Genomic DNA, 15,523 nt, shown 5'->3' with positions numbered 1-15,523 from the left:
TCAAGACCTCGGTACGATTAGGGATGGTTGGCGATGAAGCCGGCCACGTTTTCCTTGGTCGTCAGTGTGGCGTCCATGAGCTGCACCGGGGGCACTTTCTCGCCGGCGACGAGCTTGACGGCATTAGCGACCGCGTCGCGGCCCATTTTCTGGGTCTGCTGGGTCGCGGTAACGTCGAAAACACCCTTGCTGAGTGCTTCCAGAGCCGCAGTATCACCGTCAAAGCCGCCGACGACGATCTTCTGTGACGGGTTTGCTACCTTGATCGCCTGTGCTGCGCCAAGTGCAAGCGCGTCGGCCTGCGCAAACACGATCGACACATCCGGATTTGCCTGCAGCATGTTCTGCATGATCTGGAAGCCCTCATCCTGGGCCCACATGTTGGAATACTGCTCGGCAACGACCTTCACGCCGGGATTTGCCTTTAGCGATTCAGCGCAACCCTTGCTGCGATCGACTTCCGGCGTCGTGCCCTTCTGACCGTGAATGATCACCATCTTTCCCTTGCCGCCAGCTTGCTTGAGGATGTAATCGCAGACGGCTTTGGCCGACGCGACGGAATCCGTTGCAAGGAAGGTGTCGCCGGGGGCGCCATCGGCGTTGCGGTCGACGTTGACGACCGGAATGCCAGCATTCTTGGCAAGCTTGACCGGAACCGTTGCCGCCGCCGCGCCTGCGGGGATGTAGATCAAGGCATCGATATTCTGGGTCAGGAGATCCTGGATCTGGTTGATCTGGGTCGGGCCATCGCCCTTGGCATCCACGGTCACGACCTGAATGCCGCGCTTCTTGGCTTCATCCTCGACCGACTGCTTGATCTGATTGAAGAAATTTGCCTGCAGGTTTGCGACAGCCAGGCCGATTTTCTTCGTGTCTTTTGCCTGAACGGAGCCGAGCGACAACGAAAGCACTGCGGCCGAGGCCAGAAGAATACGCAAAAGTTTCATTTTATGTCCTCCTTTTTGCAATGAACCCTTGGGTAGTCCTCCCCCTCGGGCAAATGATCCGCTCCAAACCTTGTCGGAGAGGAAATCGTTAGGGACCGCCGGGCGCGGACCCGACTATCAGGCGCGCCGCCGGCGGATCGTTTCCGCACCGACCGCGAGTACGATGACAATGCCGATGATGACCTGCTGCAGGAATGGCGAGACATTGAGCAGGTTGAGGCCGTTGCGCAGGACGCCGATGATCAAGACTCCGATGAGCGTTCCGCCAATGCCGCCGGATCCGCCGGAAAGGGAGGTTCCGCCAATGACGACGGCCGCAATCGTATCAAGTTCATATCCAAAGCCGCTGGACGGTTGAACGGAGTCGAGGCGGGCCGCCAGCACGATACCGGCCAGACCGGCAAGCACCGCACTTGCGACATAGACGGCAATCGTCACGAGCTGGACATTGATGCCGGCGAGACGCGCAACTTCCGGATTGCCGCCGACGGCATAAAGCATGCGCCCCTCGGAGCGGAAGTGAAGGAATACCCAGGCCACAGCGACGACCGCGAGCATCAGGAAAACCGTTGCCGTCAGAACGCCGAAATGACGGTCGATTGCCAGCATCATGAACCAGTCGGGAAACCCGACGATCTGCTGGCCGTCGGTGATCATGTTCGCGACGCCGCGCGCGGCGGACATCATCGCCAGCGTCGCGATGAAGGCTGGAACCCTGAAAAGGGTAACGAGAAGTCCGACGATCAGCCCGCTGGCGGCGGACGCGACGAGCGCCACTGCAATCCCCGCAACGAGCGGCAGGCCGGCAATATTTGCCGCCCAGCCCATGACCATCATGGCAAGCGCAAGCACCGAACCAACCGAAAGGTCGATACCGCCGATCAGGATGACGAAGGTCATGCCGACGGCCATGATGCCAAGCACGGTGATCTGATCGAGGATGTTAAGGCCGTTGCGGAGCGAGAGAAACGCATCGGTGCTGAGGCTTAGGAAAACGCAAAGAGCGAGCAATCCAACAAGCGGCCCGGTCGCGCCGGTAAGCTTTCTTAGCCATGTCACGGACGGACGGCTCTGTTCATTGACGTCGATCGCCACCATCATTCCTCCCAGGGGTCCGAGGCCAGCGGCCATGCCTGGCTGCTAAATCTTCAAACTAGAATATTTATTCACATATGCTGGAAAATTCATTACCAACTCGATTTGGCGCTGTCAACAGAGTCCTTTCGACCCGATTTGACAACAACCTGCCGCTAAGGGCTTGACTAACAGCCTTCCTGTGCAAAAATATAAATACATGAATATTTATTCACGCGAGGAAACAATGGAGCCTTCCGAACTTGAACGCATTGCTCGCCAGATACGCCTGCGAGACCTCCAGGCAGTCTATGAAGCAGGTGCGGGACATATTGGCGGCGAGATGTCCGTGATCGATCTACTGACTGCGCTGTACTTCCGCGTGCTGCGCATCTGGCCGGATCAGCCGAAACATCCCGATCGGGACAGGTTTGTGCTGTCCAAGGGACATACGGCATGTGCGCTCTACGTCACTCTGGCAAAACGCGGCTTCATTCCGGAAGAGGAAATCGCGACTTTCCTGAAGCCGCATTCGCGACTCAATGGTCATCCCAATTGCAACAAGGTGCCGGGCGTCGAAACCAACACCGGCCCCCTCGGGCACGGTCTGCCGGTTGCCGTCGGCATGGCGAAGGCGGCGAAGTTATCGGGCGCTGGCTACCATACCTATGTCATCACCGGCGACGGCGAGATGCAGGAGGGCTCCAACTGGGAGGCGATCATGGCGGCAGCGCAGTTCCGGCTTGATAACCTCACCCTCATTGTCGACCACAACCGTTTCCAGCAAGGCGCAGCGCTTTCGGATACGAACGACATCGCCCCGCTCCGCCCGAAGCTCGAAGCCTTTGGCTGGAATGTCAGCGAAATCGACGGCAACACCATGCGCGAGGTCGTCCCGGCGCTCGAGCATCGAAGCGACCGTCCGCATTGCATCGTCGCGCACACCAACAAGGGACATGGGATCTCCTTCATGCAGGACCGTGTCGACTGGCACCACAAGGTTCCGAACAAGGAACAATATGAAATCGCATTGGCAGAATTGTCGGAGGCACTTTAATGAATGCGCCCGTGAACGCACCCAAGCTCCATGACTGCCGAGACGCTTTCGCATCGACGCTCGAACGCCTTGCCGCCGAGAACGAGAAGATCGTTGCAGTCTGCAACGATTCGGTTGGATCTTCGAAGCTCGGCGGCTTCAAGTCCAAGTTTCCCGATCGCCTGATCAATGTCGGCATCGCCGAGCAGAACATGGTCGGCGTCGGTGCGGGCCTCGCCAATGGCGGGCGCCTCCCCTATGTCTGCGGCGCCTCGCCGTTCCTGACGGGCCGATCGCTCGAGCAGATCAAGGCCGACATTTCCTACTCGAACGCCAACGTCAAGCTCGTCGGCATTTCGTCCGGAATGGCCTATGGCGAACTCGGCCCTACCCATCATTCGATCGAGGATTTCGCCTGGACGCGCGTTCTGCCCAACCTTCCCGTGATCGCACCCTGCGACCGCATCGAGACGGCCGCCGCAGTGGAATGGGCGGCAAGCTATAACGGCCCCTGCTTCCTGCGCCTGTCGCGCGTTGGCGTGCCCGACCTTTTGCCGGAAGGGCACAAGTTCGAGCTCGGAAAGGCCAATCTCCTGCGTGAAGGTTCCGATGTCACGCTCATCGCAAACGGAACGCTGACCCATCGCATGATGAAGGCCGCCGACATTCTCGCGCAGCGTGGCATCAAGGCCAAGGTGCTCAATCTCGCCACGGTCCGCCCGATCGATGAAGATGCCGTCATTGCGGCGGCAAACGAAACCGGCGCGATCGTGACGGCGGAAGAGCATTCGATCTTTGGCGGGCTGGGATCGGCTGTGGCCGAAGTTGTTGTCGACAATGCTCCCGTGCCGATGACGCGCCTTGGTGTTCCCGGCGTCTACGCACCAACCGGCTCGGCCGAATTCCTGCTCGACGAATTCGGCATGGCTCCATCAGCTATTGCGGACGCCGCGCAAGCGCTTATCAAGCGCAAGTAGGCCATAAGCGCGCATTCGAGCCGGGGCGGACTGCCGCCCCGGAGCGTTGTTATCAGTGGAGGGTATGATGCGGGCCATTCTGGCAATCGACCAGGGGACCACCAATTCCAAGGCGGTGCTGGTCTCCGAAAGCGGACACATCGTTGCCAGGGGCTCGGCCCCGGCGGGAATCTCCTATCCGGAGCCGGGCTGGGTCGAGCAGGATCCGGATCGAATCCATGCGTCCGTGCGCGAAGCGATCGAACTTTGCCTGCAAGATGCGCCTGGCGTGACAATCGAAGCGGTAGCAATCTCCAACCAGCGCGAGTCCGTTACCGTTTGGCATGCCGAAACAGGCAAGCCGCTTGGCCCGGTGTTGAGCTGGCAATGCCGGCGCACCGCAGCGGATTGCCAGCGTCTCATCGCCGATGGGCACCTGAAGCGTGTCGAGGCGCTGACCGGCCTTCCGCTCGATCCTATGTTTCCTGGCCCGAAGTTCCGCTGGCTCCTCGATCGGATCCCGCATGGGAGAAAAGTCCGCATTGGAACGATCGATAGCTGGCTCATTCATTGCCTGACCGGCGGCCGCAGCCATGTTTGCGACGCCTCGAATGCCGCGCGAAGTCAGTTGTTCGACCTAGAGGGCCAAGCCTGGAGCGAGGAGCTCGGTAGTATCTTCGGGGTCGATATCCGGCTCCTTCCCGAAGTGCTCGACAGTTCCGCGGATTTTGGCGCTACGCATGGTCTTGCCGGCGTCCCGGATGGCACGCCGATCAGATCGGCCATCGGCGACAGCCATGCGGCATTGTTCGGCCACGGAGCCTTCAAGCCGGGCGATGGCAAGGCGACCTTCGGAACCGGGTCCTCCGTCATGACCACCCTTCCCCGCTTCATCGCGCCACGCAATGGCATTACGACGACCGTTGCCTGGCGCATTGACGGGCAGCCGACCTACGCATTCGAGGGCAACATTCTTGTGTGTGCCGCAAGCCTGCCATGGATGGCGAGCATTCTGGGCCTTCCGGACGTTGCATCGCTTGTCGACCTCGCCGCGACCGCCGAGCCAGATGGTCCGGGGTTCGTACCCGCCTTCGTCGGGCTCGGCGCGCCCCACTGGAATTCCGACGCGCGCGCGCTCTTCTCGCAGATCAATTTCAGCACCACCCGCGCGCAGATGGCCCGCTCGGTTACTGACTCGATCGCACTCCAGGTGCGCGACGTCATCACGGCGATGCGTGCGCAGAGCGGCGGCGAACTCGGCACGCTTTACGTCGATGGTGGACCGAGCCGGAACCGCTTCCTCATGCAATGCGTATCGAACCTGGTAAGACACGCTGTCATCCAGTGCGAAGCGCCGGAAGCATCGGCGCTTGGAGCAGCTTATCTTGCCGGTCTTTCTATCGGCCTCTGGCCGGATCTCGATGCTATAGCGACACTTCCGCGAAACACCGAAGTCATCGAGCCGGAAGCCATCGACGATACGACCCTCCTGAACAGGTGGAATGATGCGCTGGCCCGCTCGACGTTGCCGACAACTCCGGTTAAAGGTGAATAAAAATTCACCCCGGGATCAACGATGGCTCGCCTTAACGAACTCCGCCTCATCTCAAGAGTTGCCCAGATGTACCATATAGAGGGCAAGCGGCAGGCGGATATCGCGCAACATCTTCGCCTGTCGCAGGCAACCGTTTCGCGCATGCTGAAACGGGCCGAAGCGGAAGACATCGTGCGCACGAGCGTCATTCCGCCAGTGGGCACCTATAGCGACCTGGAAGGAGCGCTACGCGAGAGGTACGGCCTCCCCGAGGCGATCGTCGTCGAATGCACCGAAGACCGGGACGGAGCCATCATGGCCCGGATCGGCGAGGCTGGCGCGCATCTTCTGGAGGTTACGCTCGCACCCGGCGAAATCATCGGCGTGTCGAGCTGGAGCCAGACGATTTTCAGGATGGTGGAAAATATTCATCCGCAAAAAAGTGCCCAGGCCAAATATGTCGTCCAGACGCTTGGCGGCATGGGCGATCCGTCGGTCCAGACGCATGCCACTCAGCTGACCACCCGCCTCGCACGGCTAACGGGTGCGGAGCCAAAGCTTCTTCCCGTGCAGGGTGTGACAAGCTCGCGCGAGGCCAAACTCCTGATGCAGGCGGACCCGTTCGTGCGGGAGACGATGGACCTCTTCGGCAGCATCACGCTCGCCATCGTCGGCATCGGCGCCGTCGAGCCATCAGAATTGCTGGCAAGATCCGGCAATATCTTCTCGTCACGGGAGCTTGCCGACCTTGCCGAGGCAGGTGCGGTCGGCGATATATCGCTGCGGTTTTTCAACAAGGACGGCAAGCCTGTAAAGACGCCGCTCGATGATCGCGTCATCGGCTTGCCTCTTGAAGACCTCGAACGGGTCGATCGGGTCATCGCGCTTGCGGGCGGTGCAAAGAAGACGGCGGCAATCGCCGGTGCCTTGAGGATCGGGGTTATCGATACGCTGATTACGGACAAGTTCAGCGCCGAGCGCCTAATCGAGGCATGAGATCGGCAGGATCGTCACTCGCATTCAATCGAGGGTTGCTGCTCTTGAAGAGATAAGAACCGATGGTCCTGTTGTTGCTTCAGGCCTTGTCTTGCAAGAGAGCGGAAGAGAGAGAGAGACGAATTTCACCGACCCCGTTCTGTACCTCCGCTGCAAGAGATAAGGCTTACCGCTCGGGATGGTCTCTGGCAGCCCTTATCGTCACTTCCCGATCAGTAAGAATGGCATCGTGTTTTACGAATCTTCCGTTCGGTAAGCCGCCATAGGAGATGGTCGATGTTCAGGTCCGCACGCAAGTTCAGCGCCGCCGTTCGGGGAAAACGCAAAGGCTTCGGCTGGACATGGGCCGAGCTTGCCGCCCGCGCCGGAACGGGCGAACGCTTCATCGTCGAACTCGAGTCCGGCCAGCCGAATTGCCAGCTTGAGAAAGCGCTGATCGTGGCGCGGGCTGTCGGCATCGGGATTGGCGATCTTAGGACGGTCCAGTGGGCCCGGCTGTGTATGACGATGACCTCGGCTTTCTGCCGACCTTCGGTGAGGGTCGATGACAACTATTTTCCATGAAACCCTCCCCGTTATCCATTTAACCTTCCAAGACGAATGGAGGCTAGACTACGATCCAGCCTGGGAAGCGCACCACTCAACCTTCCCGACGCTCAGGCGGGTGGAGGAGCTTGTTGAGGCTATCAACACTACCTGTGAAGACATAGCGCCGCAAATCGCTGCGATGGCGGGAGATCCGACGAGAGTCCTCGAACGTATCTCCCGCAACGTTCAAAAACGATGCGGGCGGATTCAGGCACAAAACCGCAACTGGCGATGAAAGCAGAAACCGAAGCCGTGCCGAAAACGGAAATTATTTCCGTTTTCGGAAGAAGCAGACAGCGGAAGTCGTCCTTCTTGAGGGCAGCTTGCATCCTCAAGTCGGTCGGACAGCGAGTTGGCCCCGCCACAGAGCCGGTGACGTACGCATGTTAAACTAAGCTAACCCAAACTAGAATTGTCCACTTATTGAACCATCGTAGGTTTATGAGCCAGCTCGGGCCGGAGTTTCCTGGCCGTAAAGAGGCCAAACAGCGGTTGCTCAGATATCAAGGATGAGACCTTTAGCCTTCAGCACAGGTTCGAGCTTGCTGACTTCGATGACTGACTTGCCTTGCTTGTAGGCTTCGATGTAGCCAGCCTCGGCCTCTTCACGAACCTCTGAGAGGCGAGCAACGTCCTGCGCCTCCCCCTGACGAACGATGACCAGCCCGTCAGCGTCGCCGACGACGATGTCGCCGGGATTGATGATCTCGCCGCCGACGATGACCGGGTCGTTGATTGTCGCGATCGTTTCCTTGACCGTGCCCTTGATGCAGACGCTGAGCGAGAAGACCGGAAATCCGAGCTCCCTCAGCTGCAGCGTATCGCGCACGCCTGTATCGGTCACCAGGCCGCCAATGCCCTTGGCAAGGCAGGCATTGGCGAGCACATCACCGAACGAGCCGGCTTCCTCATACTCCCCTGCGGAAACGACGATGATATCACCGGGTTTGGCGTAGTTGATCGCAAGCTGCAGCATGATGTTGTCACGCGGCGCGCATTTCACCGTGAACGCCGGGCCGCAGAGCTTCATTCGGTAGTCTACGGGCTTCAGCCGCGAGGACAACGCGCCACGGCGACCTTGAGCCTCATGGATCGTTGCTGGCGAGAATTTAGCGAGCGCGTCGATGTCGGCCATGCTCGGGCGCTTGGCAATATCTTTGATGTGGGTCACGGAAACCTCCCATGGTTAAGCCGGCGGCGGGCGCGCCCACCGCCTCTAATCGATGACAATTTTCGGATGGATAACTGACCGGCTAAGCGAGCCTTCGTCAGGGGATCGGATCAAATTTCAGTTCGGTAATCGGTACGACCTTTTCGGTGCGTGTCATCTTGTACTCGGTATTGGCCCCGAGCCATTTCTCCCAGATCTTGTTGATCTCGCCATCACCGTCGAGCTTGTGGAGGATCGCGTTGATCTTTGCGGTCAGCGCCGGCTGATCCTTTTGCATGCCGATCCCGACAGGCTCCAGGAGCAAAGGTTCGTCGATCATGCGCATCGGCTTGCCCTTGGTCTTGGATTCGTTGACGAGCAGCGTCGTTGTCATCGTGTTGGCGACGAGGCCGCGCGCCTTGCCCTGTTGAACGGCGAGATAGGCAGACCCGGTATCCTGGAAGGTCAACGGGTCGGACTTGTTGAGTTTGATTGCCAGTTCCGAAGTCGAACCCTTGGTCGATGCGAGACGCTTGCCCTCGAAATCGGCCTTCGTCTTGCCGGCGTCATCGGCGGGAACGATGAGCATTTCCTTGGCGATGTAATAGGGGTCGCTGAACTGGATCTGCTCGGCGCGGCTCAGCGTATAGGCAAGGTTGGCGACCGTTATATCGACACGGCCCAGCTTCACTTCGGGAACTCGCGCCTCGACCGAGATAGGCTTGATCTCGGCCTTTACACCCAGTTCGTCTGCAATCGCCTTGCAGAGATCGACATCGAAACCGACCATTTCCCGGGTTTTCGGGTCAGGCGAGGCAAATGGCGGCACGTCGGCATAGGTCGCGCAGCGAAGCGTCTTTGCCGACATGATGGTGTCGAGCTGATCTGCCTTGGCCGGCAAGGCAATGGCGACGCCGGAAAGCGCCAATGTCACGGTGAAGCATTTCCAGTTCATTGCTGTTCTCCTTGTTATTGATTTCAGATGCCTAATGGCGCAGATCCGAAAGAAAGCGCTGCGCCCTGGGATGGCGAGGGCTCTTGAAGAACTCCTCGGGAGGCGCGGTCTCCAGGATCTCTCCGGCATCGATGAACCAGATCCGATCTGCCACGTCGCGAGCAAAGCCCATTTCATGGGTGACGCAGAGCATGGTCATCCCCTCGGCCGCCAGGCTTTTCATAACACTCAACACTTCGCCGACCATCTCGGGATCAAGCGCACTCGTCGGCTCGTCGAAAAGCATGACCGGCGGCTCCATTGCGAGTGCGCGGGCAATGGCGACGCGCTGCTGCTGGCCGCCTGAAAGCTGGCCCGGATAGGCGTTGGCCTTGTCGGCAAGACCAACGCGATCCAGCAATGCGAGCGCCTTGTCGCGCGCCACTTTCGCCGGCACGCCCTTGACCCGGATCGGCGACATGGAAACGTTGTCGACCACGGAGAGATGAGGAAACAGGTTGAAATTCTGAAAGACGAAACCGATGCGGCTGCGCAGCCGATTGAGCTCGGCAGCACCCATCGCGGCATGAATATTTTTTCCCTCGAAGTCTATCGAACCGCTATTGATCTCTTCCAGGCGGTTGATCGTGCGGATCAGCGTCGACTTGCCGGAGCCGGACGGTCCGCAAATGACGACGACTTCGCCGCGGCTGACATCGGCGTTGATGTTGTTCAATACCTGGTAATGGCCATAGCTTTTGCAGACCTCGTGAAGACGGATCTCTCGAGCGCCGTCCTGCGGTGCGGAAACTGGGGTGCTCATAGCTGCTCCGTGAATGCTTTTAAGGGAACGACATCGCTACGCAGGCGTATCTTCCGTGGCCCGGCTCGCCGTCGGGCAATTCGCCGTTCGACGCTGTTTGCGACATGGGTCAGGCTCCAGCAGAGCACATAGTAGACAACGGCGAGGATGAAGAAGACTTGGAAGGGTTGCGACAGCAGCTGGTTGTTCACCTGGCTTGCCGCGAAAGTCAGATCGGGCACGTTGATGATGTAGCCAAGCGTCGTGTCCTTGATCGTCGAGACGAAGGTCGAGATCATGCTCGGGATCATGTTGTAGAGCGCCTGCGGCAGGATCACGAAGCGCATCGCGCCGATGTAACTGTGGCCAAGCGCTCTTGCGGCATCCATCTGCCCTTGCCCGAGCGAAACGATGCCGGCCCGCACGACCTCGCTCAAGAACGCGCCCTCGTAGATCACAAGCGTGACCAGCATGATAAGGAAGCTCGGGACATCCGCCCCCGTCCACAGCGGAACGATGAAATAGCACCACAGGATCAGCATCAGAAGCGGAACGCCACGCGTGATGTAGACGAGGCCGGTTGCCGGCCATCTGAGCACCGCCCATTTGGAGAGGCGGGCCATAGCAAGCAATATGCTGACAGGGAATGCGAGCGCGATGGCAAGCGCTGAAAGGATAAGCGTATTGGCAAGGCCGCCCAGCGGGCCATTGGGATACTGGCCGATCAGCAGCAGCAGCCAATAATCGTGGACGATCTTGATGATGTCCTGGATCATGCGCGCGCCTTCCGCAACGGATCGCTGCGCTGGGAGATATAGGCGCCGAAAGCCATGATGATGAGGGAGAAGAACAGATAGATGACCGTGCCGATCAGATAGATCTCGAAAGTGCGGAAACTGACATTGTCGATTTCCTTGACGGCATGCGTAAGTTCAGATGCACCTACGACGATCGCGAGACTGCTGTTCTTGAAGAGGGAGACGCTGTGATTGATGAGCGGCGGCAGGGCATTGCGCACGCCCTGGGGCATGATGACAAAACGCATGGCCGAGATGTAGCCATGCCCGAGCGCCTTGGCGGCTTCCATTTGTCCTGGGCTGACTGACCGCAGGCCTGAGCGCAAATCCTCGCTGAAATAGGCGGCCTGGCACAACCCAAGACCTATGATGGCAAAGATCGCCTCGGCATTGTGATCGGCAAGCCAGTCGGTGACGCCTTGCGGCATCAGCGTATAGATCCCGAAATACCAGAACATCAGCTGCACCAGCGTCGGCACGTTGCGGTGATAGGAGACGTAGGCCTTCACGATCGGCTCGCCGATGCGAAGCGGCGAGACCCGCAGGGCAAAAAGCAGGATGGCCAGCGTCATCGCAAGGAACCAGGAGCAGATATAGATGACGAAGGTCATCTCGACGCCCTGCAAGAGCATCGCAACGTAGTCCGGATTTCTGAGGATGGCCGACAGGTCGAACCCGCTCACTGCTTGGCACCTTCCGCATCATAGATGGCGGCAGATGTCTCGGGCTTTGCCGTCTGCAGGCCACCCATCACCTGCAATGTCGGGGTGATCTCCATATGACCGATATTGACTGCGACCGGCGCTGAAATCGCAAAGGCGATCGCATCGGCGATATCGGCCGCCTGCGGCAGCTCGAACCCGTCGATGAAGCGCTCGCGCACGCTGGGGTCGTCGCCATGAACGTGGTTGAAGATATCGGTCGCGACGCGGCCGGGGCAGATTTCGGTGACGCGGACCCGCTTGCCGAATGCGTCGATGCGCAGCTGGTTCGACAGCATGGCGACGCCGGCCTTGACGGCATGATAGGTGGAATTGCCGCCGAAATTGTAATTGCCGGCAATCGAGGAGATGTTGACGACATGCCCGCGGTCGCGAGCAACCATTCCCGGCACGACCAGACGGCAGATGTGCAGCACAGCGCGAAGATTGACATCGATGAGGAGATCGATGTCTTCTTCATCAGCCTGAAGGAATTTCTTCGGCCGGTCGACGCCAGCATTGTTGACCAAAATGTCGAACTGAACCCGGTTCGCAAGATCGGCGATTGCGGCACGATCCGTCACATCGATGACGTGGACGATGCATCCCGTGCGCTCGGCCAGTTCCTGCAGGGCACCGGCGCTGCGAGCGATCGCATGCACCTCGATACCCTCGCGGCAAAGCCGCTCCACCACCGCGGCGCCGATACCGGAGGAAGCGCCTGTGACCAGCGCGGTTTTATAATCGGAGAATGGCATTCTGATCCCCTTTTTGTTGGTGTGGACATTAGCGGAGCTTCAACTCCTTGCCTAAGACCGATTACTTTTGGAGTAATAAGCAAGTTTTATGGAGATGGGCCGACTGCAAGCGAACCGGCCTCGGCCGAGGGGCATCGCGCCACTTTTGCAGCGATCCGCATGGCGTTCCCACATCGGCGCGCGTTGCAAAACAGATGCGCGTCTGCAAACATGTCTCGCCAAGACAGAACAGTAATCGATGCCATGGATATCAGACGCTTCAAATCCTTCATTGCCATCGTCGACAGCGGCAGCATTACGCGAGCCGCCGATATCCTGCATCTCGCCCAGCCGGCTCTGAGCCAGCAATTGGCCGCACTCGAGGAACATTTCGGCCAGAAGCTCCTGATCCGAAGCCAGCAGGGCGTCAGCATGACCGACGCAGGACACGCCGTCTATCGGCATGCGCAGATCATCCTGCGCCAGATGGAACAGGCGCAGGCGGATGCGGCAGCCGCCGGCAATTCGCTTGCCGGACGCGTCTCGGTCGGCCTCGTGCCCTTCAGCAGCGCCGCCACACTTTCGGTCGATCTCCTGGCCGAAACACGCAAGAGACATCCGGGCATTCTGCTTCATCTGACGGAGAGCGTTGGTCAGACCTATAGCCAGATGATCATGACCGGCCGACTGGAAATGGCGTTGATCCACGGCACGGGGCCGATCAAGGGCGTGCGGTTCGAGCCGATCCTGAGGGAGGAATTCTACCTCGTTGCTCATCGCAATTTCGCGATCGATCCAGACCTGAAGCCCGTACCTGTCAGCGCACTTGATGGGATGCCGATGCTGTTGCCGCCGGCTTACAATTTCGTGCGCCGGGCCGTCGATGCCGCCTTCTCGCGCAGCCGCATCAATCTCAAAGTCGTGGCCGAAGTGGAGATCGTGCGAACGCTGGCACGCGCCGTCGGCAGCGGGCTTGGCGCGACCATCATGCCGAAAGCGATTGCCGACCGTATCGTCTCGGAATCGAGCGAACCTCTCGTCTGCCGGCTGATCTCGCCGCGCATCGAGGAAACGCTGTCGCTTTGCACGTCCGATCAGAACTCGCTGTCGGAGCCCGCATTTGCCGTCAAGGACATCCTCGTCGAGCTGACCGAGCAGTTGAAGGTCTAAAGCTTGGAGGCAGACGCCAATGGCCTGCGACCCCGAAAGCCAGGCCGCGCGCGCGGCGGGATGAACGCTCAGCGCATATCGCGGCAGAACTCGGCAATACGGACACAGCCCTCGCCAAGCTTTTCCATGCTTGTCGCATAGGAGATGCGGAAATATGGGCTCATACCGTAAGCGGAGCCCTGCACCGTCGCGACATGGTGCTCATCGACCAGCGCCATGACGAAATCGACGTCCGTCTCGATCTTGCGTCCGCCCTTGGTGGTCTTGCCGATCAAGCCGGACATGTTGGGATAGATGTAGAAGGCGCCTTCCGGCTTGTGGCAGCGCAGCCCTTCGACCTTTGACAGTTGATCGAGCACGAAGTCGCGTCTTTCCCTATAGATCGCCGCCCGTTCGGCCAGGAGATACTGCGGTCCGTCCAGCGCTGCGATCGCCGCTGCCTGCGTGACGGTTGCGATGCCGCCGCTGTTCTGGCCGTTGACGTTGCTGATCGCGGCAATCAATTCCTTCGATCCGCTGGCGCAATATCCCAGGCGCCAGCCGGTCATGGCATAGGCTTTCGAGACGCCGTTCATCGTCAGGACCCGCTCGTAGAGCCTTGGTTCGGCATCGGCGATCGTGCAGAATTCGAACCCGTCATAAACGAGGTGCTCGTAGATATCGTCGGTAAGTATCCAGACATCCGGATGGCGCAGCATGACCTCGGCGATCGCGGCCATTTCGGCACGCGAGCAGGCGGCACCCGTCGGATTGTTCGGGAAATTCAGGAGAAGCCATTTGGTGCGCGGCGTGATCGCCGCCTCGAGGTCCTCCGGACGCAACTTGAACCCGGCCTGCTCGAAGCAGGGGACAGCGACCGGAACACCGCCGGCAAACTTGACGATGTCGGCGTAGCTGACCCACGACGGCGTGGGAATGATGACCTCGTCGCCCGGATTGCAGGTGGCGAGCATCGCATTGAAGATCACCTGCTTGCCGCCGCCGGAAACGACGATCTGGCCTGCATCGTAGTCGAGATTGTTGTCACGCTTGAATTTTCGGCTGATCGCCGCCTTCAGCGCTGGCGTGCCATCCATCGGCGGATATTTGGTGTCGCCGCCAAGTGCGGCGGCATGTGCTGCCTCGATCGCATGGGCGGGGGTCGGGAAATCCGGCTCCCCGGAGGAGAGGCTCACAACCTTGATGCCCTTGGCGGCCAGTTCGCGGGCGCGTTGGGTCATGGCGGCGGAGGCGGAGATGGAAACATTTTTGAGACGGTCAGCTGTCGAAGGCATTGATGTGATCTTTCGCTGAAATTGAAAACTTGACGGCTAGAAGCGATCAGGATGCAAGCTCGGTTGCAGGCGCTAGCGTCGCGCCGGAAGCCTCGATTTCGCTGCGGACGATGCGGGCAAGCTCAAGTGAACCGGGCGTATCGCTGTGAACGAGGATGGATCGGGCTGGCATTTCAAGCGTGCTGCCATCGATCGCCTCGACGGTCCCATCCGTCAGAAAGCGACGCACCCGTTTGCGGACCGCAACCTCGTCCTTGACCAGCGCGCCCGGCAGACCGCGGGTGACGAGCCTGCCGTCGGCATCATAGGCACGATCGGCCAGAAACAGCGCCAGCGTCTTCAGTTTCGCGCGCCTTGCCGCCTTTTCGATTTCACTGCCCGATGTCACGAAGACGACCAGACGCGGATCGACGGTAGAAATGGCATTCATCATCAGATCGGCAAGCGCTGCATCGCGGTTGACCATATTGCCCATGGCCGCATGAAAGCTGAAATGTCCGACAGTCATGCCCTCGCTCCGGGCGATCGCGATGAGCGCGCCGAGCTGATAAAGCATCTGCTGCCGAAGCTCGTCCGGCTGGAACGGCATCTCGCGCCGGCCGAAGCCGGACCGGTCCGGCAAGCCTGGATGCGCGCCGATACCCACGCCGTTCTCCTTCGCGAGACGCACCATGCGCGCCATCGTCTCCGGGTCACCGCCATGAAAGCCGCAGGCGATGTTGGCCGACGACACGATCTTCATCATCGCTTCGTCATCGCATAGCCGATAGGGGCCAAAGCCTTCGCCCATGTCGGAATTCAGATCGATCTTCACCGCTTCCTCCTCT

At 59.7% G+C, this 15,523-nt stretch carries 16 protein-coding genes and 1 pseudogene; 7 read left to right on the top strand and 10 right to left on the bottom strand.

The annotated features are described in order from the left end of the window. Positions 1-17 precede the first annotated feature (17 nt). Together BJ928_RS31450 and BJ928_RS31445 are read right to left on the bottom strand one after the other, a co-directional pair. Entirely contained in the window at positions 18-947 is a 930-nt protein-coding gene (locus BJ928_RS31450; RefSeq protein WP_047634213.1) for a sugar ABC transporter substrate-binding protein, read from the bottom strand. A 117-nt stretch (positions 948-1,064) separates the two neighbouring features. Beyond that, positions 1,065-2,045 (bottom strand): ABC transporter permease, encoded by a 981-nt coding sequence (locus BJ928_RS31445; protein ID WP_047634212.1) that lies wholly within the window; start codon positions 2,043-2,045, stop codon positions 1,065-1,067. 223 nt (positions 2,046-2,268) lie between these two features. On the opposite strand from BJ928_RS31445, the gene BJ928_RS31440 reads away from it, so the two are divergent. The 6 genes and pseudogenes from BJ928_RS31440 to BJ928_RS31415 all read left to right on the top strand — a co-directional run bounded on the left by BJ928_RS31440 (position 2,269) and on the right by BJ928_RS31415 (position 7,366). Beyond that, positions 2,269-3,078 (top strand): transketolase, encoded by an 810-nt coding sequence (locus BJ928_RS31440; RefSeq protein WP_047634278.1) that lies wholly within the window; start codon positions 2,269-2,271, stop codon positions 3,076-3,078. Next, on the top strand, positions 3,078-4,034 hold the full coding sequence (locus BJ928_RS31435) for a transketolase family protein (protein WP_047634211.1): 957 nt from the start codon (positions 3,078-3,080) through the stop codon (positions 4,032-4,034). Before BJ928_RS31440 ends, BJ928_RS31435 begins: the two co-directional genes overlap by 1 nt. Positions 4,035-4,101: 67 nt before the next feature. Continuing rightward, positions 4,102-5,568 (top strand): FGGY-family carbohydrate kinase, encoded by a 1,467-nt coding sequence (locus BJ928_RS31430; protein WP_047634210.1) that lies wholly within the window; start codon positions 4,102-4,104, stop codon positions 5,566-5,568. A 21-nt stretch (positions 5,569-5,589) separates the two neighbouring features. After that, a complete protein-coding gene (locus tag BJ928_RS31425; protein ID WP_047634209.1) occupies positions 5,590-6,543 on the top strand; it encodes a sugar-binding transcriptional regulator in 954 nt (317 codons plus the stop codon). 276 nt (positions 6,544-6,819) lie between these two features. Continuing rightward, a pseudogene (locus tag BJ928_RS31420) lies at positions 6,820-7,091 on the top strand (helix-turn-helix domain-containing protein). After that, entirely contained in the window at positions 7,088-7,366 is a 279-nt protein-coding gene (locus BJ928_RS31415) for a hypothetical protein (RefSeq protein ID WP_047634208.1), read from the top strand. Before BJ928_RS31420 ends, BJ928_RS31415 begins: the two are co-directional and overlap by 4 nt. 261 nt (positions 7,367-7,627) lie before the next feature. Here the strand turns inward: BJ928_RS31415 and BJ928_RS31410 are convergent, their stop codons facing one another. The 6 genes from BJ928_RS31410 to BJ928_RS31385 form a co-directional block, all read right to left on the bottom strand. Then, positions 7,628-8,302, bottom strand: coding sequence for a 4-carboxy-4-hydroxy-2-oxoadipate aldolase/oxaloacetate decarboxylase (locus BJ928_RS31410; RefSeq protein WP_047634207.1), 675 nt, complete (start codon positions 8,300-8,302; stop codon positions 7,628-7,630). 97 nt (positions 8,303-8,399) lie between these two features. Continuing rightward, positions 8,400-9,236: an ABC transporter substrate-binding protein gene (locus BJ928_RS31405; protein ID WP_047634206.1), complete on the bottom strand. Its 837-nt coding sequence runs from the start codon at positions 9,234-9,236 to the stop codon at positions 8,400-8,402. 31 nt (positions 9,237-9,267) lie between these two features. Then, positions 9,268-10,038, bottom strand: coding sequence for an amino acid ABC transporter ATP-binding protein (locus tag BJ928_RS31400; RefSeq protein ID WP_047634205.1), 771 nt, complete (start codon positions 10,036-10,038; stop codon positions 9,268-9,270). Continuing rightward, complete coding sequence (locus BJ928_RS31395; protein ID WP_047634204.1) at positions 10,035-10,793, bottom strand: amino acid ABC transporter permease; 759 nt, start codon at positions 10,791-10,793, stop codon at positions 10,035-10,037. Before BJ928_RS31395 ends, BJ928_RS31400 begins: the two co-directional genes overlap by 4 nt. Beyond that, on the bottom strand, positions 10,790-11,497 hold the full coding sequence (locus BJ928_RS31390; protein ID WP_047634203.1) for an amino acid ABC transporter permease: 708 nt from the start codon (positions 11,495-11,497) through the stop codon (positions 10,790-10,792). The genes BJ928_RS31395 and BJ928_RS31390 overlap by 4 nt, the downstream gene beginning before the upstream one ends. Next, positions 11,494-12,273 (bottom strand): SDR family oxidoreductase, encoded by a 780-nt coding sequence (locus BJ928_RS31385; protein WP_047634202.1) that lies wholly within the window; start codon positions 12,271-12,273, stop codon positions 11,494-11,496. The genes BJ928_RS31390 and BJ928_RS31385 overlap by 4 nt, the downstream gene beginning before the upstream one ends. A gap of 243 nt (positions 12,274-12,516) precedes the next feature. On the opposite strand from BJ928_RS31385, the gene nac reads away from it, so the two are divergent. Next, entirely contained in the window at positions 12,517-13,422 is a 906-nt protein-coding gene (gene nac / locus BJ928_RS31380) for a nitrogen assimilation transcriptional regulator NAC (RefSeq protein WP_047634201.1), read from the top strand. A gap of 68 nt (positions 13,423-13,490) precedes the next feature. Here the strand turns inward: nac and BJ928_RS31375 are convergent, their stop codons facing one another. Then, positions 13,491-14,696 (bottom strand): pyridoxal phosphate-dependent aminotransferase, encoded by a 1,206-nt coding sequence (locus BJ928_RS31375; protein WP_047634200.1) that lies wholly within the window; start codon positions 14,694-14,696, stop codon positions 13,491-13,493. A 46-nt stretch (positions 14,697-14,742) separates the two neighbouring features. Next, the gene (locus tag BJ928_RS31370) at positions 14,743-15,510 is read right to left on the bottom strand and encodes a 5-oxoprolinase subunit PxpA (protein WP_047634199.1); all 768 of its coding nucleotides are present in this window, start codon (positions 15,508-15,510) and stop codon (positions 14,743-14,745) included. Positions 15,511-15,523: the final 13 nt, after the last annotated feature.

The sequence above is a fragment of the Rhizobium sp. WW_1 genome, assembly GCF_003610155.1.
Classification (GTDB): Bacteria; Pseudomonadota; Alphaproteobacteria; order Rhizobiales; family Rhizobiaceae; genus Rhizobium; species Rhizobium tropici_A.
This window is presented reverse-complemented; position numbering and strand designations above follow the sequence as displayed.